The 20,144-nt window shown below is 35.4% G+C and carries 20 protein-coding genes and 2 pseudogenes; 10 read left to right on the forward strand and 12 right to left on the reverse strand.

Annotated features, from left to right (window positions below):
• The first annotated feature begins 246 nt into the window (after window positions 1–246).
• Window positions 247–663: a translesion error-prone DNA polymerase V autoproteolytic subunit gene (gene umuD, locus ABWP91_RS00005; protein ID WP_353241426.1), complete on the forward strand. Its 417-nt coding sequence runs from the start codon at window positions 247–249 to the stop codon at window positions 661–663.
• Window positions 663–1,925 carry a translesion error-prone DNA polymerase V subunit UmuC gene (umuC, locus tag ABWP91_RS00010; RefSeq protein WP_353241427.1) on the forward strand — a complete coding sequence of 421 codons (1,263 nt, stop codon included), beginning with the start codon at window positions 663–665 and terminating at the stop codon, window positions 1,923–1,925. The genes umuD and umuC overlap by 1 nt, the downstream gene beginning before the upstream one ends.
• 270 nt (window positions 1,926–2,195) lie before the next feature.
• Here umuC and ABWP91_RS00015 read toward each other — a convergent pair whose 3' ends face one another.
• Both ABWP91_RS00015 and ABWP91_RS00020 read right to left on the reverse strand, forming a co-directional pair.
• Window positions 2,196–2,846 carry a DUF421 domain-containing protein gene (locus ABWP91_RS00015; protein WP_353241428.1) on the reverse strand — a complete coding sequence of 217 codons (651 nt, stop codon included), beginning with the start codon at window positions 2,844–2,846 and terminating at the stop codon, window positions 2,196–2,198.
• An 8-nt stretch (window positions 2,847–2,854) separates the two neighbouring features.
• Window positions 2,855–3,301: a DUF3290 domain-containing protein gene (locus ABWP91_RS00020; RefSeq protein WP_272518172.1), complete on the reverse strand. Its 447-nt coding sequence runs from the start codon at window positions 3,299–3,301 to the stop codon at window positions 2,855–2,857.
• Window positions 3,302–4,676: 1,375 nt separating this feature from the next.
• Here ABWP91_RS00020 and ABWP91_RS00025 point away from each other — a divergent pair.
• Window positions 4,677–4,844: pseudogene (locus tag ABWP91_RS00025) on the forward strand (NADP-dependent isocitrate dehydrogenase); the annotation flags it as partial.
• A 330-nt stretch (window positions 4,845–5,174) separates the two neighbouring features.
• On the forward strand, window positions 5,175–6,353 hold the full coding sequence (locus ABWP91_RS00030; protein ID WP_353241429.1) for a hypothetical protein: 1,179 nt from the start codon (window positions 5,175–5,177) through the stop codon (window positions 6,351–6,353).
• A 396-nt stretch (window positions 6,354–6,749) separates the two neighbouring features.
• On the opposite strand, the gene ABWP91_RS00035 is transcribed toward ABWP91_RS00030, so the two are convergent.
• From ABWP91_RS00035 to nqrE, 5 genes are all read right to left on the reverse strand, one after another.
• Window positions 6,750–7,196: a GNAT family N-acetyltransferase gene (locus ABWP91_RS00035; protein WP_353241430.1), complete on the reverse strand. Its 447-nt coding sequence runs from the start codon at window positions 7,194–7,196 to the stop codon at window positions 6,750–6,752.
• A gap of 119 nt (window positions 7,197–7,315) precedes the next feature.
• Window positions 7,316–8,302, reverse strand: a complete 987-nt coding sequence (aes, locus tag ABWP91_RS00040) for an acetyl esterase (protein ID WP_353241431.1) — start codon at window positions 8,300–8,302, stop codon at window positions 7,316–7,318.
• 420 nt (window positions 8,303–8,722) lie between these two features.
• A complete protein-coding gene (locus ABWP91_RS00045) occupies window positions 8,723–9,046 on the reverse strand; it encodes a helix-turn-helix domain-containing protein (RefSeq protein ID WP_353241432.1) in 324 nt (107 codons plus the stop codon).
• A 725-nt stretch (window positions 9,047–9,771) separates the two neighbouring features.
• Window positions 9,772–9,981, reverse strand: a complete 210-nt coding sequence (locus ABWP91_RS00050) for a hypothetical protein (RefSeq protein ID WP_353241433.1) — start codon at window positions 9,979–9,981, stop codon at window positions 9,772–9,774.
• Between the two features lie 602 nt (window positions 9,982–10,583).
• Entirely contained in the window at window positions 10,584–11,183 is a 600-nt protein-coding gene (nqrE, locus tag ABWP91_RS00055; protein ID WP_353241434.1) for an NADH:ubiquinone reductase (Na(+)-transporting) subunit E, read from the reverse strand.
• Between the two features lie 89 nt (window positions 11,184–11,272).
• Between nqrE and ABWP91_RS00060 the strand changes: the two genes are divergently transcribed.
• Both ABWP91_RS00060 and ABWP91_RS00065 read left to right on the forward strand, forming a co-directional pair.
• Window positions 11,273–11,491, forward strand: a complete 219-nt coding sequence (locus ABWP91_RS00060) for a hypothetical protein (RefSeq protein WP_353241435.1) — start codon at window positions 11,273–11,275, stop codon at window positions 11,489–11,491.
• 325 nt (window positions 11,492–11,816) lie between these two features.
• A complete protein-coding gene (locus ABWP91_RS00065; RefSeq protein WP_353241436.1) occupies window positions 11,817–12,206 on the forward strand; it encodes a nuclear transport factor 2 family protein in 390 nt (129 codons plus the stop codon).
• 103 nt (window positions 12,207–12,309) lie between these two features.
• Here the strand turns inward: ABWP91_RS00065 and ABWP91_RS00070 are convergent, their stop codons facing one another.
• On the reverse strand, window positions 12,310–13,152 hold the full coding sequence (locus ABWP91_RS00070; protein ID WP_353241437.1) for an MBL fold metallo-hydrolase: 843 nt from the start codon (window positions 13,150–13,152) through the stop codon (window positions 12,310–12,312).
• A 159-nt stretch (window positions 13,153–13,311) separates the two neighbouring features.
• A complete protein-coding gene (locus ABWP91_RS00075; RefSeq protein WP_353241438.1) occupies window positions 13,312–14,979 on the reverse strand; it encodes a methyl-accepting chemotaxis protein in 1,668 nt (555 codons plus the stop codon).
• Window positions 14,980–15,348: 369 nt separating this feature from the next.
• Here ABWP91_RS00075 and ABWP91_RS00080 point away from each other — a divergent pair, with 369 nt between their 5' ends.
• Window positions 15,349–15,687, forward strand: coding sequence for a GlpM family protein (locus ABWP91_RS00080; RefSeq protein WP_353241439.1), 339 nt, complete (start codon window positions 15,349–15,351; stop codon window positions 15,685–15,687).
• A gap of 157 nt (window positions 15,688–15,844) precedes the next feature.
• Entirely contained in the window at window positions 15,845–16,246 is a 402-nt protein-coding gene (locus ABWP91_RS00085) for a hypothetical protein (RefSeq protein ID WP_353241440.1), read from the forward strand.
• Window positions 16,247–16,300: 54 nt separating this feature from the next.
• On the opposite strand, the gene ABWP91_RS00090 is transcribed toward ABWP91_RS00085, so the two are convergent.
• Entirely contained in the window at window positions 16,301–17,083 is a 783-nt protein-coding gene (locus ABWP91_RS00090) for a class I SAM-dependent methyltransferase (protein ID WP_353241441.1), read from the reverse strand.
• A gap of 87 nt (window positions 17,084–17,170) precedes the next feature.
• Window positions 17,171–17,662 carry an N-acetyltransferase gene (locus ABWP91_RS00095; protein ID WP_353241442.1) on the reverse strand — a complete coding sequence of 164 codons (492 nt, stop codon included), beginning with the start codon at window positions 17,660–17,662 and terminating at the stop codon, window positions 17,171–17,173.
• A 127-nt stretch (window positions 17,663–17,789) separates the two neighbouring features.
• Between ABWP91_RS00095 and ABWP91_RS00100 the strand changes: the two genes are divergently transcribed.
• Entirely contained in the window at window positions 17,790–18,134 is a 345-nt protein-coding gene (locus tag ABWP91_RS00100; RefSeq protein ID WP_353241443.1) for a DMT family protein, read from the forward strand.
• Window positions 18,135–18,193: 59 nt separating this feature from the next.
• Here the strand turns inward: ABWP91_RS00100 and ABWP91_RS00105 are convergent, their stop codons facing one another.
• Window positions 18,194–19,345 (reverse strand): pyridoxal phosphate-dependent aminotransferase, encoded by a 1,152-nt coding sequence (locus ABWP91_RS00105; protein WP_353241444.1) that lies wholly within the window; start codon window positions 19,343–19,345, stop codon window positions 18,194–18,196.
• 272 nt (window positions 19,346–19,617) lie between these two features.
• Between ABWP91_RS00105 and ABWP91_RS00110 the strand changes: the two are divergent.
• Window positions 19,618–20,121 (forward strand): annotated as a pseudogene (locus ABWP91_RS00110) (DUF1543 domain-containing protein).
• Window positions 20,122–20,144 lie beyond the last annotated feature (23 nt).

Here is a 20,144-nt window from a genome sequence, read left to right on the forward strand (position 1 = left end):
ACATGCGTGTCGAAATGCCACCTAACTCACTCTACAATCAAAAGCAAGCTGAAGCAGAGAGATTCGCTAAGATAGAAGCAGAGCGATTAGCGCAAGAAGAAGCTAAACGTGTAGCAGAGGAAGCGGAAAGGGAAGAGCAGGAAGCTGCGGAACGCGAATAACACGAAGTTATAGAAAATTGATCTTTACATACGCATAAAATGGTTAAATAATACTGTTTATGCATACAGTATTATTTGGTGTCGTATGAAACTAAGATTGATTGAAACAGATGATTTATTAGCAAGCTTTCCCCTCTTTCTTGACAGAGTGCCAGCAGGCTTTCCATCGCCAGCTGCGGATTATGTTGAAGACCGCATTAATTTAAATAGCGCCCTCATTAAGCACCCTGAAAGCACATATATGCTCAGGGTCGAAGGGAATTCAATGATTGATGCGAATATCAATGATGGTGATGTTGTTATTGTTGATAGTGCGGTCACAGCAAAAGAGGGAGATATCGTTATAGCTAGCTTTGAGGGGGAGTTTACGGTTAAGAAACTACACCTAAACCCGCCTATGCTACTGCCTATGAATCCCGCTTATTCACCAATCGTTATTAGTGATGAGCAGGATTTTCAAATATTTGGTGTCGTTACCTACATTATTCATCGGGCTCAATAATGTTTGCGCTTGTTGATGTGAATAGTTTTTATGCAAGTTGTGAGAAAGTCTTTAGGCCAGATCTGGCAGGGAAGCCAGTAATTGTTTTAAGCAATAACGATGGTTGCGTCATTGCACGGTCGTCAGAAGCAAAAAAGCTTGGCGTTAAGATGGGGGAATTGTATTACGAGCGTCGCAATTTTTATAAACAAAACAATATCAATACATTTAGTTCTAACTATGTACTTTATGCTGATATGAGTAATAGAGTCATGTCTTTGTTATCCGTATTCGCACCACGCCTAGAAATCTATTCAATCGACGAGGCTTTCCTTGATTTTACGGGTATGAATAACACGTTTAACCTTGAGGAATACGGCCGAGAAATTCAATCAGCTATCCTGCAAAATACGCACCTTCCCGTAGGCATAGGCATTGGTCCTACAAAAACCTTAGCGAAAATAGCCAACCATGCGGCAAAAACATGGAAAAAAACGGGTGGAGTTGTTGAGCTCTCCTGCAAGCAACGGCAGCGAAAATTATTATCTCTTATCCCAATCGAAGAGGTGTGGGGTATTGGGCGTAGTATATCGGCAAAATTAAGAATTATGGGTATAAATACCGCTCTGGATTTAGCGAATGCACCGGTAGCTACTATCCGTAAAACGTTCGGAGTAACATTAGAAAGAACCTTGAGAGAACTCAATGGTGAGTCGTGTCTTGAGCTTGAAGAAGTCCGAAAAATTAAGCAGCAAATACTGTGCTCTCGTTCATTTGGCCAGAAAGTTTTAGACATAGAAACAATGCGTAAGGCAGTATGTGATTATGCAGAACGCGCAGCAGAAAAGTTAAGGGAAGAGAAGCAACGCTGTAAAATTATCGGGTTATTTATTCAAACTAGCCGTCACGCATCAGGTGAAGATTACGCGAATAGCATCAATATAAAACTAGAATACCCCAGCAGTGATACCAGAGATATTATCAATGCAGCAATGCGAGGGTTAAATACTATTTGGCGTGACGATTACCGATACTATAAAGCAGGCATCATGCTATCTGATTTTACCGATTCAGATGTTACCCAGTTTGATATGTTTTCAACACAAAAGCCATTTCGTAACAGCGATGAGTTAATGAAAACATTAGATGCCATTAATAAGAGTGGGCAGGGGAAAGTGTGGTTTGCAAGTAAGGGCGGTGATAGCGGATATAAAATGAAAAGAGAAATGTTATCGCCTGCTTACACGACTAATTTTGATGAATTACGAGTAGTTAAAAGCTAGGGCATGGGTTGGATGCTTTAAACGCATTACTGAATAAGTAAAAAGCAGGGAGAAGAGCTGTGAAACACAAATAATATGGACTTTGCTTTTTTGCCTGACACAGCTGGGACACAGAGCCAAATTGAATCTAACGGACAACTTTGTGTCAAAGCAGGAGTTAATGTCAGCATCTCTAGACAAGGTAGAACGTGATGACATGCGTAAAATAGCACCTTATTAGCCATAAGGTACTAGAAGTATTATCAGAACAATACAAGGTGCAAACCTGACTTAAATCTCGGTATTATTTTTCTCATATCCATATAAATTAATCCTACCCGACAAATACTCACCTAAATATACTTCACTGATTTTACTGAAACCTTGTCTCGATATATTGTCTTCTAACCACTCAATATCTTTGTTGATAATTTCGAGTAGGTCATGGTTAGCTAAGCCATCAACAATAATTGGATAACGTATATTTTCATCACCGCTTTGGATGATTGTTAATTGTCCATTTTGTTCGAGAACAACGCGTTTTAGCTGCTCTATTTCGTAAATGCCATTTGATCTTAGTTTGAACATCAAATCATTAGCGGAAACGCCATTTTTTAGACACTCTTTAACATTAACACTGCCATTATGTATCAAGGTTATAGGTTTACCATCAATAATTCGCTTAATGAACGGATTATTCTCTTTTAAAAATTTAAGGGCGAAAACAAGCAAAGTCCAGATGATTAACACGAGTATAAATTGCAGTACTGTTATTGATTCATTGTAAATGACACCACCAATAATACCGCCTAGAACATAGTTTTGAACCTGATCCATTGCTGATGAGGGGGCTAAATTGCCTTTGCCCATGAGGTTTATTTGAACAATCAAACATAGGATTCCCAATCCAAGTTTGATAATAATAGGTGTATAAATAATCATTTTATGCCTTATTTTTTTATGATTGTTATTTCGGGATTTGTTAACCAAACTTTTTCTAAGCTGTAAGTTTGTTGATCTAAGCTTAAGTGAATACGGTAATACCGGTCATCAATTTTAATGATGATGCCATCGGATAATTGTACCGAGTTAGAAAATATAGAATTGATATCTACACCTTTCTCTTTTGATAATAACCTTACGAAATTAACCATTTGTGATGATTTTGAGTGTATATTTTGGCTATCAGTATAATCTTCATACTGAATACCTGAAATGAAGAGTAAAAATAAGAAGGCGATAATCGTTAAATCCCGATATTTAGTTTGTAGGCGGTGACGCATATACAAGATAAAAAAAACTATTAATACAAACAAAGTTCCAAAAATAACAATATATTTTAAATAATCATTTATATTAGACTGCGTTTGCAAGTAATCTATCCCATAAAAATTCATATAGACATCATTCCTGATTGTTTACGATATTCATCTTCATTATAGTGATTTATTGCCATTTTAACTCTGGAATTAAAAAATAATTAAGAGTTGTTATACCTTATCCAAGGTTTGTTGGTGATTTCTTTAGCTGGAGTTAAATCACAAAGCATGAATAATATCTATCCATTACTTAAACTATCTCTTTGTATTCTCTGCATGCTGGCGGTTGAATGCCAATATTGGACTTTGCTAGTAGGCAGGTACAATGAGTAGCGCGATACAGCACTGTTACTATCGCTGTAAATAAAAACATGTTTTAAAAAACAGTATTGACCTTAAATCTCAAATGAGTAAATTAGTAATCAGCAGCACAATAAAAGTAGTTAGAAAATGGAAAGAAGTTCTGGGAAAGCCATTTTGCTTTACAGGCCACGAAGTTTGTTATTTGGGATCTAGTTGCTTTCAGGCCTTGTAGTGATTGTGCTGTTCTGCAAAATGGTAGTATTAGTGCGACGATGTAAGGCCTTGTTTTTAATTGATGCTGACGGTTTTTTATTTATGGTAACCGTATGAGCAAAGGGCAACGCATCAAAGAGTATATGTCGCGAGGGGGATGTGCTTGTTTAGATTGCCAGGCTTAGGTTCTGAAAGCGCAGGCAGATGTATGATGAGATAAATAGAGGGAGGATTTTAGTATTAATGCCTAATATTATCTGTAGTAAACGGGTACATTTGAAAGCAGTATAAACGTAGTATTATTTTTTTAAGTTCATTAATGTTAAATTTGAAGTCTGAAGTACCTTAAAAGCCCTAACCGCAATGGTTAGGGCTTTTTAATATTACTTCCTCGTCTTAATTGTAAGTTCTCCCAACAAATCAATAAAACTAACTTTGATAATTTTCTCAGATGGCTCCTTGATACCTTATAGGTTTGGCTAGGTTTAATTAAGATAAGCAAGCTGTAACAGCCTACTTATTGGTTATATTTCCTAAATGTTAATCTTGCGGTTACAGTTGTTAAAAGAACTGTGAACGTCTGTACTTCGCTCAAATCAGACTGTCGACTTTAGTTAACTGATAATACAGTAAAGAGATTTTGAGCAACTATATAAGACGATTGTTGTAAGAGGTTTTTAATCCTAGTTTTGTCCTACTTGAAACTTAGACAAAAAACGTAAGTGGATGTCTGCTCTTCTCTTTGGAGGTTGGCTGACATGGCAGGATTTGAATCTATAGAAATCGACTAATTTGCGGTCAATGTTTGACAATTAGTAGTTATCAAAACTAAGTTAATCATTTATGTTATCAATAACTTAAAAGTCTCTATTTTTACTATGAGAAAGATAAAATAATAATATTATAAATATCAGATGATTATGATTAATGCAGCTATATACTGTTACGCCATATGGGTTGGACTGAAGCGGCTGACTTAATCGTTAAAGGTATGGAAGGCGCAATCGCGGCTAAGACTGTAACTTACGATTTCGAACGTCAGTTAGAAGGCGCTAAATTACTGAAATGTAGCGAATTCGGCGATGCAATGATCGCACATATGTAATTTATTACGTGGTGTGATTAATAACGGGAGCCTAAAAACTCCCGTTTTTTTGTACTTTGAAAAAGTCTTCTGCAAAACAGGCTACAAAATAATTGTTATTTTATAGTTAAAACCTGCCAATATTTTATTCCAACATGGCAATATTATTTATTAAAATTGTTGCTGTGATTTTATGCGCTATATATTAATGAATAAATAGTTTTTAATTCCATTGAAACACCTTGATTGCGTAATTTGTTGTTACAATTTATGCGTGTATTTCATACATAGAGAGATAAAAGGATTATATGATTAATGTAATTTAAAATGATTAAAACCATGGCGCTATTGATGAATAATAAAATAAGTACTTTTTTGTGTGTAACCGCACTAGCTTTTGGGATGTTTACTCCGATTTCTTATGGCGATAATTTGCGTGTTGCTGTAGGTTCTACAGGCTATCTTGGTGAGGTATCACCACCTTTGCGAGTCGTGAACTTTGAGCAACAAGCTGGGACAAGATGGATAAATGCAAACTATCCATTTATTGAATTAATAACGTGGAAAAAAGGTGGAGCCCCGTATTGGCAATTTACATATTATGCTCCAGAAAATGCTTACGGGGTCACACTTGTCAATGAGTTTGATAAAAACAACAAAATTGTTTTATTAATAAACGGTACTTTTAGTACAAGGTATTTGCGTTATAAAGTTCCTGGTAACGTAAATTCAGGGCATGAATGGGAAAGCGCATCTTTTTCGCTGGCAAACTCTAAAATGACATCATCAAATAGGATGTATCATGTTCCTATGGATGGCAACTCAGGCCCATTAAGTTATGGCATAGAACCTAAAAGTGGTATCAGTGGTTATCTTGTTGACAGTGGTAGTGCTGAAAAAATGAAGTTTACCGGAATTATTACAAGCTATTCAGCATATGCACCACAACCGTTAAAAAAAGGCCGTTATTTTGCGGATGACAGATTAATAATGGCCCACCGTGATGGTCCTGGTGATGGCTTTTTAAACAGCCAATCGAATGCGACGTTTATTAATGAGTACCAGGACTTAGGTGTATTTGTGGTGGATACATGTAAAGTTGCGCCACTCACAAATACACAAATTGATTATGGATCTCAATTGGCAGGCACTTATCCTATACCTAAAAACTTAGCAAATTCACTTGCACAGCTTAATGTTAATTGTGTTAATAGTGGCAAATACTTTATGTCGATTAAGCCAATGAATGAGTTGGTTCAAGGTAATCAAACGGGTATGGTGCTAAATGCAGTCAGTGGAGGCGCTGATGATTTACCGTATATTGCCACATCAGTAGGAACCGCGGCTAAAGGTGATGAAGTCTGCCGCACTGACTCTTCAGATGCGGTTAATTACACTGAAAGTAAGCAGGTGTATAGTTCAACAGGGGCAAACTTTACTCAAGGGTTAAATTTTGCACTATGTGCCAATGGGAAAATAGCACCAGGCGCATATCATGGAAGTATGGTTGTTAATTTTCTGATTGAATAATAATGGACTATTGTATGAAATCAAAATAGCCTTTGATGGTTTGTGTTTCAGGTGCCTCTATAAGCTATTGGTATAACTAAGATGAGAATAATTCTCGCCATCTTAATTAACTAAAAGAGGAACACGAGAATGCGAACTAACTCACTAATGAGGTTTTTTGTAAAATTAGCTAATTAACTGAAATATAATGAATTAAATGGCGATTTGATCGCACACTATGTCATTTATTACATAGTGTAATTAAAAACGGGAGCCTAAATATTCCCGTTTTTAGTGTCTAGGAAAATTATTCTACAAAATGATTCGAAACCGGTGTATTAATTTTCAATAGTTAGAGAGAAAACCATAGGGTTGTTTTTAAGGTGTTGAGTTTATAATAAAAATTTATATTTATTATCATTCCTCTTTAAGGTGAATCAACGCAAGCATGTCTTCATTGTCTTCATCCATGCCAATCTCAATGAAACCGAATGAGAAGTAAAAATCTTTAGCGACAGGGTTGTTCGGGTTATAGCATATCCCAATTTCAGTGATTGATTGTGTTTGTTTTATTTCTGTAAGCGCGAGACTCAGAGCTTCTCTACCTATTCCTTTATTTTGATGACGTTGGTCAATCATAAATCGCCAAATTGATATTTTTATTGGACTTTCTTGTACCCACATAAAGAAACCAACAGGTTCATCCTCACAATAAATAGCCCTTACGGTATAATTTTCATTATAGGCGGCTTCAACCAGTGACCAAGTGTTAGATGCGACATAATCTTCTTGCTCATTAGATACGTCTAAAAGACAAATGGGTTCATAGTTTTCGTTTGTCACTGCTTTTAGTGTAATTAGCATAATAGCCTCTGTTTTAGTTTTATACGGTTATTTTACTTGTAAGTATTAAGTAAAAAAAGAGATACAGAGAATTGAGTCATAACGTTTTAAATTAGAGGCTATTTCTTAGCGTTTAGCGTTTAGCGTTTAAGTTGGCCTTTAAAATACGCAGCACCATCTCGAATTGCTTCATCGGCAATATCCATCATACGGCTATAATGTAAAAACGCATGCAAGGTACCTGGGTACATTTTATATTTGCAGGGTATCTTATTGGCATTTAATGTATCAAATAATGCGGTGCTATCATCTAAAAGTGGGTCAAATTCCGCGCTGGCAATAAAGCAAGGTGGAATGTTATCAGTTAAATCGTTATTGAATAAACAGTAGTATGGCGCTTCACGGCTTCCTGACCCACCAAGGTACGCATTATCATAACTTTCAAGGTCTTTTTGTGTTAAGCCATCCCATTCCCCGCCATAAAGGCGACGGCTCGCTGAGTCCTGTAAGCCATAGAGCCCGTACCAAAGCAAATTAGCTTTAATTTCTTGACTTGCAATATTATTATCACGAAGCCAAAGGGTGGTGGCTAATGACAACATAGCCCCAGCAGAGTCGCCAGCAAAGCCTGTCTGGCACATATTAATATGATACTTTTCGGTATTACGAGAATAAAACTGATATACCGTGGATATCTCCTCAATTGCTTGAGGGTAGCGAGCTTCGGGGGATAAAGAATAATCTACACCAATAACGGTGCAGCCAGTATATAATGCCAGCAATCGCATTATCCTGTCGTGGGTATCAAGGTTACCTAAAATAAACCCGCCGCCGTGGATATAAAATAATGTTGCTGGCGTATTGATTGCAGGCTGAAATAGACGAGTGAGGACATTCCCATAAAGCGTTTGGACACTAACATCCTTGGTCGAACGCATGGATGGCGCATCTGCATTCCAAAATTTTCTATCTTCGTTATAAGCATCACGTAATGATGATAAATCAGCATTATTAGGTGAATCAGATGTGTTTTTTGAATAAAAATCAATGACTTTTTTCATTTCTGTTGAAATGAGTTTAAGCACGTTTACTTTATTTTTAAGGTTCATTTTTTCTCCTACCATCATTGTTTTTATTGTAGATGGCTTAGAGTATTAAGATGTGATCATGTTATCCAATATTAAAATTGCTATTTTTTATTAGGCTTTAAAGTAAAAATATTATTTGTAGATTAATTTTTAAAGGTCAGAGGCTTTAATAAGCCCCTGAGTGTAAATACTATGATTAATTATTCTAAATAAATGCTAATTAACTGATTGATGTCGACATTTAAAATTTTAGAGATATAAAACAAAGGATCTGCATAAATGGATTTTTCACCATTTTCATAAGCCAAATAAGATGCTGTTGATATGTATAATAAATTTTCTATTTCATAAGTTGAAATATGCTTTAATATCCTTATTCTTTATGTACAGGCCGGGGTTTTTATTGTTTTTTAACATTTATTTTTCTAAGTTAGATATTAAGTGTTGAATATAATATTCCTATATATAAAGGTATTGATTCTTTTGGGATGATGGATTTAAGTATAACTTCAATCCTAAATCCATAATTTCACCTTCATTTTCCAGCTCTTTGAGTAAAGAAACAAAAAAGGATTCTACACTGATATTGAACTTCATGAGAAATAGTAGTATTAAGCTAAATGAAATGGTGTTAATGCCATTTTCATAACGTGAAATTTGTTGTTGACTAACATTAAGTAGCTCGCTAACTTCAGCGCCCGTCATATCATTTTCAATACGTTTTTGCCTTAAATAATTTCCCACTAAGGTATTAACTTTGCTATTTAAAATAGCACGATCCATATTAACCTCTATTGTTATTAAGAATTTTCTGAGACAAAAAACTAGTCAAATATTCACATCAAGTACAATCGTTTTAAACATTTATTATTCCTCTTTTGATAGGTTAAAGCTATTGACTGATTTCAAACAATTGATTGATATTAATAGTAAAATAATGATAATACATTGAAAAATAAGTGCATAAATTAATTCATTATTCTTATGTACTTTCTTTTCGGCGTACAGGTTGATTAATGCAAATACTCTCTATGCGAGTATTTGCGATAGCATTTTTTATGTATTAATAAATAATAATACGAATAGGTATTTTATTATTATTGTATGGGATTTTATTTATTTACTATTTTAGATGTTATTTTTTATTAGTTTTAATACAAAATAAATTATTGTTTTTTACATTACAAATACAATTTAGAATTAAAATGTTACCTTGGGAAATGTTTTGTTACAATTATTGTAGTGAGATAGGCTCGAATTGCTTTATTACCTCTTTGGAATAGATATAGTTTATTGAAATTCATCGCTGCTTTATATCAAAATTAGGCGGGATAGTTTAGTTTATCGGCATGTTATTTTAAAACTTGATGATAGTGTTGTAATCATTGTCACTAATATGTTCAGATGGCACGAAATGATTTAAAAAGATAGAGGTGAAGGGGGCTCTGATAAATCAGCATTAGGCTGAATTAATCTAGTGGATGATGTATCAGAGCAGTTAGCCTTGTTTACCCATTAGAGCAATGCTCAAAATTATGTTTAGCCTGTTTAATCGCTTGCTTTTCAATCTCCCTCAAGGTGAGGTTCATCATATCTAGCCCTTTGATATCCATTCTGAAATGGTGAGTAGATTTATCATCTCCAGTTAGAATGATATCTAAACCAATTGTTTTGGTATTTTCTTCTAAAATATTTATTTGAGTTAAGTTAAACCGCATGGTGCTACCTTATTGTAAAGTTTTTAATGGTGGTCTTATAAAACTAATACGACTCTATGTTAAATAGCCATGTATTACCTTAACAAAGGGTTAAATATTGTAACGCACAGCGTAAGGTATAACGTAAAATTATACCTTCTGGGTGGGGGCGTCTAAGAGTTGTAAAATGAATGCCTTCATCAACTTATATGACTAATTTTATAGAATGATTGGTTATTAAAAGATAATTGCAGGACACGGTACTTTGGCGTGCTACCGTTGTTATAAAAGATATAAAAAAAGCCCCTGCAAGCAGGGGTATCTAATGGAAATGTATCTGTATAATTATAGTTATAAAGTGCCTATCATTTGAGTCGGCAAATGGATCATACCAGCGTTTATCTTTTAAGCCAATTTAGAGTAAAAATAAAAAGGTGATAATGGTTGGATATTGGATAGAAAAAATTCAGATTGAGAGAGAATCAGGAGCGGGGATATATGTTACTAAGATAAGAGCAAGTCTCTTAATCAGTGGGGTAAAATGTTAAAAAGTAAAAATCCTTATTCACTTTTTAACATAGTGGGATGAGATAATTTTAAAAATATGCATGATTAATGCAAAATTAGAGTGAAATCCCTGAAAAAGACATAAAGCCAAGAGACATTAAACCTACGGTAATAAAGGTGATCCCTAATCCCCTTAACCCTTTTGGAATATCGGAATATTTCATTTTTTCACGAAGGCCTGCGAGCGCGATAATCGCTAGCATCCAACCAATCCCGCAACCTGCACCATAAACAACAGATTCAGTGAATGTGTAGTTTCTTTCAACCATAAAAATGGTTGCACCAAAAATAGCACAGTGAATAGTTAATAACGGTAAGAAAACCCCCAGAGAGTGGTAGAGGGAAGGTATAAATTTATCTAAGAACATTTCTAAGATCTGGACTAGAGCTGCTAAAACAGCAATAAACGTTACAAAGGATAAAAATGATAAGTCAATACCTTCAGCTATAGCCCCGTCTCTAAGAGCATAGTTATAGATCAAGTTATTGATAGGTGTTGCTATAGTCAGTAAGGCAACCACAGTTAAACCTAATTTGAATGAGGTTTTAACTTCTTTAGATACCGCTAGAAAAGTACACATACCGAGGAAGAAACTCAATGCCATGTTTTCAATGAATGCAGCGCGAATAAATATGTTTAAATGATTTTCTAACACAAATTCTCCTTTATATATGCTATGATAACATTTAATAATAAAAACAATTAGTTATATTTAATGTTACCTATATAAATGGGAGATTGCATATGCATAAAACTGCCCCCCAAGAAATTATAGATATCGTTTTCAGGACTTATCCAAGATTACTTGAAAAAACTGATCACTATGAAGTTACCAAAAATGGTAAATATCATAGCTTAAGATTATGGATAAAAGGAGAAGAATTAGCAAGATACATTATTTTAGAAAAGTGTGAAATTTATGGTAGATATTATATTACACATGGATTTTGTGATCTGGACTGAAAAATAATACGAATAGCCTAAAAATAGAGGGTTATTTTGGTTCACAATTTGTTTATTTGATCCAGAGTTATAAAAAAAAGTAATATACCATCATGAATTGCAAGGGTATTTTATGGTTTGTGTGCATATTTAATCGTTTTGATTTTTTAAAAGTTGAAAAGGATATCAAAAGTAGCATAGACCTAATTTAAAGTTTAAGTGTGTTTTAGCAATAAAAACTTGAGGTTAATTATAATGCCTAAAGAATATAGACGCCCCCCTTGAAATAGTTGATTTGCAACATATAACAGAGTAATGGCACTTATAAAAAATCAAGAGGTAACTTGTGGGAAATATACAGTTGGTTAAACAGGCTTTAGATTCAGTGTTAGGAAAGCAAATCGGCTCAATACCTGTTATAGAACAGTTCTTTTCTAGGAACTACATTCAAGTTGTTGACGGTAAAGAAATTGATTTCGATGAATTCGTTGCGCACATGAAGGTATTAAAGGAAGCAACTGAATCAATTAAGATAACAATTAAATCTATCGCAGAGGGTGATAGCTGCGTTCATACTCAACATTTTGCAAAGGCACTGAAAAAAGACGGTTCTTGCAGTGAGTATGAAGTCTTTGCCTGTTTTACTATCTTAGATAATAAAATCGTACGTTGCGAAGAACTTACGCGGATGATTCAAGGTGGTAAGTCTGACCGTGACTTGGGGTCAAGAACTTAACGTATTTATAGGTAGATCATTTGCTGAGCATAAATATGATTTTTTGTTTGTCAGATTAACTGCAAGGTACATGAAATGCCCAGCTTATTGCTGGGCGCGCTCGTTAACATGGATAAGTGAGCTGTAAGCCAGCACCAACCTCTTTAACAGGGGCATGCTTTGCTAAGTGTATCTTAGCTGTTAGGTCAGTACAGTGGCATGGGTGGATCTGCATTAAGTCCTGTTGAGTAAAGTAGTTGCCCGTCTGTTCTAAAATATCATCTGAGGCTTGCTGTAAGTGAAAGCCGCCAATTACCGTGACAATTTTATTTATGCCAGTGACGTGTTTTGCATATTCAACAATATTACAAATACCAGAATGAGAGCAGCCTGTTATCACAATCAGTCCTTCTGTTGTTGTAATTGCGAGTGCTGTGTCATCAAGGACATAGTCATCAACGTGCTGTTGGTTTTCATCCAGTGTTATACCGATAGGTTCTTTCCCTTCAAAATGATTATTTCGAGGTATTTGGCCTAAAAATATAATATTGTCAGATAAATAATATGGTTTTATAGATTCAACACATGTGAAATAAGCATCAAGTACATTTTTGGGCGTGTTCGCACCAATCACTTTCGATTGAAATTGTTTTGGTTTTAATGCATCAGGATGATAAATCAGGCACTTGGCTTGCTTCGTTTCAACATTACGACGGTCAAAATGCTGGATTAAATGGCCTAATCCCCATGTATGGTCATTATGGCCATGTGAAAGCACAAGGTCGGTGATATCGGCTAAGTCAATATTAAGAGTTTGGGCATTATTAATAAAAATGTCAGAGTAACCAGTATCAAATAATATTTTTTTGCCATCAGCTTCAATGTGATAGCAGACACCAGGTTCACCACAAAAATAGCTGTCGATGAGTGTATTGTTATCAACAAGAACGGTAATTTTAATTGTCATAATGGGCTCGTTGTTATTCAAAATAAGCGTTATATGTTATATCAGATAATCTATTGAAAATATTCAATGGCAGGGAAACACGAGTTAAAGAAGAAAGAATATGGAAGAAAATAAGAGCATGGGCACCATGAAGAGTGCCCAGTGGTTTAATAATTTAATTTAGTGAAGTTTTTTAATTTGTAGATCTTTTTTTTGCTCAACGATGTCAGACTTTGGTGTATCTTCGGCTTCAACATGAAAAATAGCAATAATATCTTCCAACAAATTGGATTGGGATTCGAGCGCTTTTAGTGAAGATTGTAATTCACGCGTCATTGAAGCATTCGCCTGAGTTGTGTTATCTAATTCATTGATAGCTAAATGAATTTGGCTTACACCGTGAGTTTGTTCATTAGAGGCAAGCGCAACACTTTGGATCATCTCGTTAATATTAGAGGTATCTTGAGCGATAGAGACAATATTATCGTTAGCATCCGCAGCCAGTTGAAAACAATGATTTATTTTGTCATTTGAATTATTGATGAGTAATTTAATTTCTTTGGATGCTTGCGTACAACTAATTGATAACTCACGGACCTCATTAGCCACGACAGCAAAACCTTTCCCATGTTCACCTACTCGTGCGGCTTCAACGGCTGCATTTAGCGCCAACAGGTTTGTTTGGAAGGCGATATTATCAATTGTAGAGGTGATTTTGCTGATTTCTTTCGAAAAGTCGACGATATCATCCATATTCTCAACAACATCAGAAATTAGCTCATTACTCTTATCTATGGTGAGACTCGTTGCAGACATGAGCTGACAAGATTGGTTTGTGTGTGCGGCATTGAGCTTAAATGAAGAGTCTAATTCTTCAACGCTGGCGGCTGTTTCAACGATTGCTGCGGCTTGCTGGTCTGCACGGATGGATAAATCATGGTTCATTTGAGTGATATCATTTAACTCAACTTTAATATGATGGGTATTGTCATAAATATTTTTTACAATTTCAATGAGCTTACTTTGCATATTAGAGACATGCATTTTAAGTAGCTTTATTTCAGAAAGACCCTTGTTATCAAATTGATGATAAAGAATACCTTGACTGACTTTTTCGATACCATCAATAACTTGGTTGAGAGGGCGGATAAAGAAAAATTGCAAAATAAAACGAATGAACAGTGTGACAATCGTGATTATTGTGATAATCACAATAAGACCAATGATGCTTTGGTTATAAAGCTTTTCGCTTGAGACCGCGATGTCATGGTAACTTGTATTAAGTTGTTGGTGATAATTTATGTAATTCTTTTCAAATGCATCTTGAAATGATTGTGTGGGTTGATTTAAAAAATCATAGGTTTTACCTTCGACTAAGAACACAGAAAGTTCATTCAGTGCCGCATATAATGTATTGTAAGATTTTTCTAACTCAGTAAACGCTGCATTGTTCTGATACATGGAACTTTCAGAAAAACTTTTCCAATACACGTTGGTTTGTGTCATTTTCTGATGATAAAACTGAATAAGGCTGTCGATATCCGTATTCGACGTTTTCATTTTATTGATGATCAGTAAATGGCGAGAGCTTGCGCGGTTTAAGGTATTTCGTGCTTGAAGCAAAGATTGCCACGTATTGTTTAATTCAGTTTGCTCGTTATAAATTACATCCAGATTATTAAGCGTTGCTTGATACTGCTTTAACGAGCTAAAGAAAAACCAGCAAGTTGACAGTAGCAGAACGATCAGCAGTCCTGAAATAAACCAGACCAACGTCGTCGTTTTGAGGCCAGTGAAGGTAAATTTAGCCGAGTTGAATTTAATTTTTTTTGAAGTATCAGACATCATTGATTATTTCCTTTCATACCATCGAGCAGTATGCTTTGAATACATACAAATAACGACTTTCAGACATAACGTTGTTAACCAGGCGCAAATCAAAGCTGTCCAATAGGCTAAAATGTTATATATAGTCACGCGAAAGCATCAGGCGTAGGGACCAATTCAATGTATCGGCACTCGTGATGGATACTTTATATGCAATAATATGACTTAGTTCATAAAAATGAATGAAAAATAGGTATGTTCACTTATTTCTTGAAATAGTTAACAAAATGAAAAGAAAACTTATGAACTGTGGTTTGAATTGATAACGTGGTTAACTTTTCAGCTGTAAGAGACGAGAATAGTCTAAATTTAAAAAGGAATTGAGCGCTTATGTTTTCATTATTCTTAAAGTGTTTAATTGGTGCTATAGCCGTACTTATCATTGCCTTATTTTCTAGAAGTAAGGCCTATTATATTGCTGGACTGGTGCCCTTATTTCCAACTTTTGCACTTATCGCACATGTGATTGTTGTACAAGAGCAAGGCACTGAAGCATTAAGAAAAACGGCATTATTTGGATTATGGTCCTTAATTCCGTATGCGATGTATTTACTCACGGTCTATATATTTGCAACGAAAATGACGGCGTGGGGTAGCTTAAGTTTAGCAACAATAATATGGATAATTACGGCTGCTATTTTAGTTTATATTTGGCAACTTGTTCAGTAAGTAACGATGAGTAGTATTAAGTTAAATTTTCAGTGGAAATATTTTATATGGGTTCTTAGGCTATAAAAATAAACCATCTGATTAGCTTTGAGGTCGCAAAACAATAGGTATAAACTATAATAATATTTACTGATTTCTCGCGGGTTATCTATATAAAATGTTATTAAGATCTTTAGTTTTATTACTTGTCGCTGGGTGTGCATACATTGCAGGAATCATGACAGAAGTCACTCTTGATCCAGAGTTAGATACAGATAGTAGAGTGAGAAGCTCAGTTGAAGACTTCTTGGCATATCCGTCCGCAGCAACGTACAAGAATGTGAAATACTATGTATTAACAAAAAGTGATGAAGGCGAAGAAACAGGTTACTACTGTGGTGAAGTTTTCGGTTTTGAAAATGAGTTGCCCCATGGCTATAAGCGGTTTATTGTTAGGTTACATAAAAATAGAACGGGTAAGGTGATGATTTCAATTCCATTTGTGGAAAAAACAGATGATATTATTCCCCCTGAACAATTTGAATCTGTCTGGGATCGTTATTGCCACCGTGATGAGTAGCTTATTTTAGTAAATTAACATTCGTTAGCCAATAGGCCAACGAATGTAAGATATTTAGCGAATTTTAATGGCTAATGTTGATAGGAATGTTGGCAAATAATGGTCAATAACAAAACGTGGATGTGGCTGCCAGTCTTCCTCAAAACCTGCAATTTGGAACCCTACTTTAATCTGACCACCAATTAAATCTGTTAAAGAGTGACCAAATACAAAAGCTTCTTGTTTTTCATTCTTGAGTGCAATTTGCTCTTCAGATAAAGCACTTAATTCAGAAAATGGCATGGTGTAACTGGGTTTGATGAGGCCTTGTTCATAGTATTTCTTATCCCGATCACCAATAAAAACGATAGGGTTAAAAAAGCTAGATAATAATTTTCCACCTGTTTTTAATACACGGTGACATTCTTGCCAAACAGGATTGACATCTGGAATATACAGGTTAGATATAGGGTGGAAAATAATATCGAACTCTTCATTAGCAAACATGGATAGTGAACGCATATCTCCTTGTACAGTTTCTAATGTTAAATGATCACGTTCTGCGACCATTCTATCTTGCTTAAGTTGTTTTATTGAAAAATCAAAAACGGTAACGTGTGCACCCGCTGCGGCTAATACTGGCGCTTGCTGGCCACCACCAGATGCGAGGCAAAGAATTTTTTTCCCTTTAATGTCACCTAACCAATCTTTTGAAACAGGGCTTGGGGTAAGATGAACTTGCCAGTTGCCTTGTTTAGCTTCCAAAATGGTTTGTGAATCAACTGGTGTAGACCACGCTTGTTGTGATTCGGCTTGTTTATCCCACGCCTTTTGGTTTATAGAAAGAAAATCAGTCATAAAATGTACTCTTTTGATACTAAATTATATTGAGTTTATCAAAAAACGAGCAAATTAAAATAAAAATGTACTGATTAGTACTAAAAATTAACTACCGATGACTAAATAATATTCTATTTCATCGAAGATAAAGTTGGCAGCAACATTCATGCCTAGTTTTTGGTGGGCGGCTAATGAACGCAAATTTTGGGTATTAATAAACGCAACGGGTTTACCTGTATGTAGCGCACAAATTTCATCATATAAGTTTTTAAGGATATTTTTCCCTCTGTAATCTTTATTGATGCAAACGGGCCCATAGAGCCAATTATTTTTCATTAACTCAGGAAATTGTTCGAGAATAAATAGTGCAATGGGTGGTAATGTGGCCGATGATTGACTGAAGCTAAAAACTACGCCGATAATATTCTGAGCAGTAACTGCAATAATGGTTCCTGAGCTTCCCATCAGCATACTCTTGACTTTAGGAAGTGGAAACTCGCCTAGAAGGTCACCGTGGTTAGATGGCGCATTAGCTTGTAATAAATGCGCGACGTTTGGACTGTCATCAAGATCCATTAAGCGATATTGAATAAACATTTAACTCTCCATTTTTCCCCGTTGAAGTAGGTTTTAGAATGAAATGATTAGCCTAATGATGCCATATTGAAATCGTAATTTTTTCATTTCATAATAATGCCAATTATCTTTCTATTATGAAACTAAAATGCTAGCAAAATTATACCCTGTATTTTTACTTGTTATTTCAAATGTTTTTATGATGTTTGCTTGGTATGGACATTTGAAGTTTACGGCAAAGCCTTTATATGTGGTGGTGTTTTTTAGTTGGTTAATTGCTTTTGTTGAATATTGTTTTGCTGTGCCAGCTAACCGATTGGGGCATCAGTTTTACAGTGCAGCAGAGTTAAAAACAATGCAGGAAGTTATCACACTCTGCGTGTTTGTGCTCTTTTCGGTTTTATATTTAGGAGAGAGCATAACAGTTAACCATATTATTGGTTTTGCTCTTATTTTTGCGGGGGCATTTTTTATCTTTAAAGGCCCGTTTTAACATAAAAGGAGCAGGTTAGTGCCTGTTCCTTTTATTTTGGTAGCGTGGGTTCAGGGATATTATGCCCAGCCTTTTTTATGAAACTCTTTTAGAACCGTGACGAATTGTTCCATTTCCTCAGGAGTTCCTAGCGTTAAACGGTTCCAACCTACAGCTGGTGGAAACTCTCTTCCAACCATCACATTAGCGTCTGCCATGCGTTGCTTGTAGGTTTTTACATCGCCATTCACTTTATGGAAGATGAAGTTTGCTTGCGAAGGCGCATATTCCAACCCTAATTCATTTAGTGCTGTTTCGACAATTTTACGCGATAAATTGTTGGATTTAAGGCTGTGATTGATAAAGGCCTTATCTTTCAATGAAGCAAGGGCGGCTACAGCACCTGCTGTATTTGTGTTATCAATGGATAAAAATTCGTCTACGGCAGCAATAACCTCTGGTGCTGCTACGCCATAGCCAACACGTAACCCTGCTAGCGCAAATATTTTTGAAAACGTTCGTGTAACAATAAGATTTTTTTGACCTTTTTTAACTAACTCTATTGCACTGATAAAGTTAGGATCTTCAACGAATTCAGCATACGCCTCATCAACAATAAAAAATTGGTTATCGGAAGCTTTACTCATCCAGCCATCTAACTGACTATGAGGGGTGATCATGGCCGTTGGGTTGTTTGGATTACAGATATAAATCATCGATAAACCATCAAAGTTATTTGCGGCTTGCTCCATTTTTTCTAAATCAAAAGATAAATCTGTTTTTAGAGGGACTTTTGTAATTTGTACGCCAAGTGGAAGCGAGTACAGCTCTGTATAATTGAATGTCGGATCAGGAGTCACAAGTTGAATGTTGATCCCTTGGTTTTTGGCTTTATTTGCCAACATAGCAACAGCAGCTTGGATGGTTTCTGATGAACCATTACCGATACTGATATGCTTATCAGATAAATCATAAAGCGAACCAATATTAGTGATTAATTCAGCTCGAGCATCGTCAGGGTAGCGAAAAGAATTAGGTAAAGCAGCAATAATTGCGTCTTTAGCTTTTGGTGACATCCCTAATGAATTTTCATTAAAATTGAGCAATAACGGGTGCTTAGCGTCTGGTAATTGTGCCGTTGGTGTTTTAGCAGATGCTTGATTGATAAAAGAATTTAGCGCTAATCCACCAGCAACCAATGAAGAGGATTTTAGAAATGAACGACGATCCATAATTATTCCCTGAAATTATTATTTTTGAGTCTATTAGATTACTCAAAATAATTTTAAAGTAAATAATTATATAGTTAAAGTGATTTTTTATTCACTTTGTCGTGTTGTCAACAATGATGCTGAGTAGAGGGCGTAATACGAATAAAGCTAATATGATGAAAATGATAGATAAAAATTTAGACGGTTATTTATCAATAAAAAGAAAAATTGCGAATTGAATTTTAAGGGTTATATAGTTACTTATGTAACTCTTATGGTGAATAGGAGCAAGAATGAAATTATTTATGTTTTACACTGGGGGGAATGAGGGTAAATCTAACATCGAAGTCCATGATGTTCAGTTTGTTGTTGCAGAAATACCGACGGATGCATGGCCTGCATTGAGGGAAGCATGGTTTGGGGACAAAGATAAAATACATATAGATGGTTATGCTCCCATTCAGTGGGTGGATGGGTTTGATGTTATGTTGAGCCGAGAACCTTCAATAAATAGCGAAAAGTTTTATTTTGTCAATGTGGGGGGGGATGCCCCAAACAATTTAGCTGAGTTACATGAGTTTGACTTATTTGTTGGAAAAACAGCAGCTGAAGCGAAACAAAAAGCGATTAAAACGCGATTTGTTGATAGCCAGTAGCAACATAAAGATAATTTGAAAGATGTGGATGACTGCGTGTTACTACATCTAGTTGGTGATTTTTATATTCACCTTACAGAAAATAAGTACGGGGAGCACTTTATGCCACAGTGGCAAGGTTATCAACCCATTGGCTTATAAGAACAATTGGGTTATATAGCCCA

It is taken from the genome of Providencia sp. (assembly GCF_040396775.1).
GTDB lineage: Bacteria > Pseudomonadota > Gammaproteobacteria > Enterobacterales > Enterobacteriaceae > Providencia.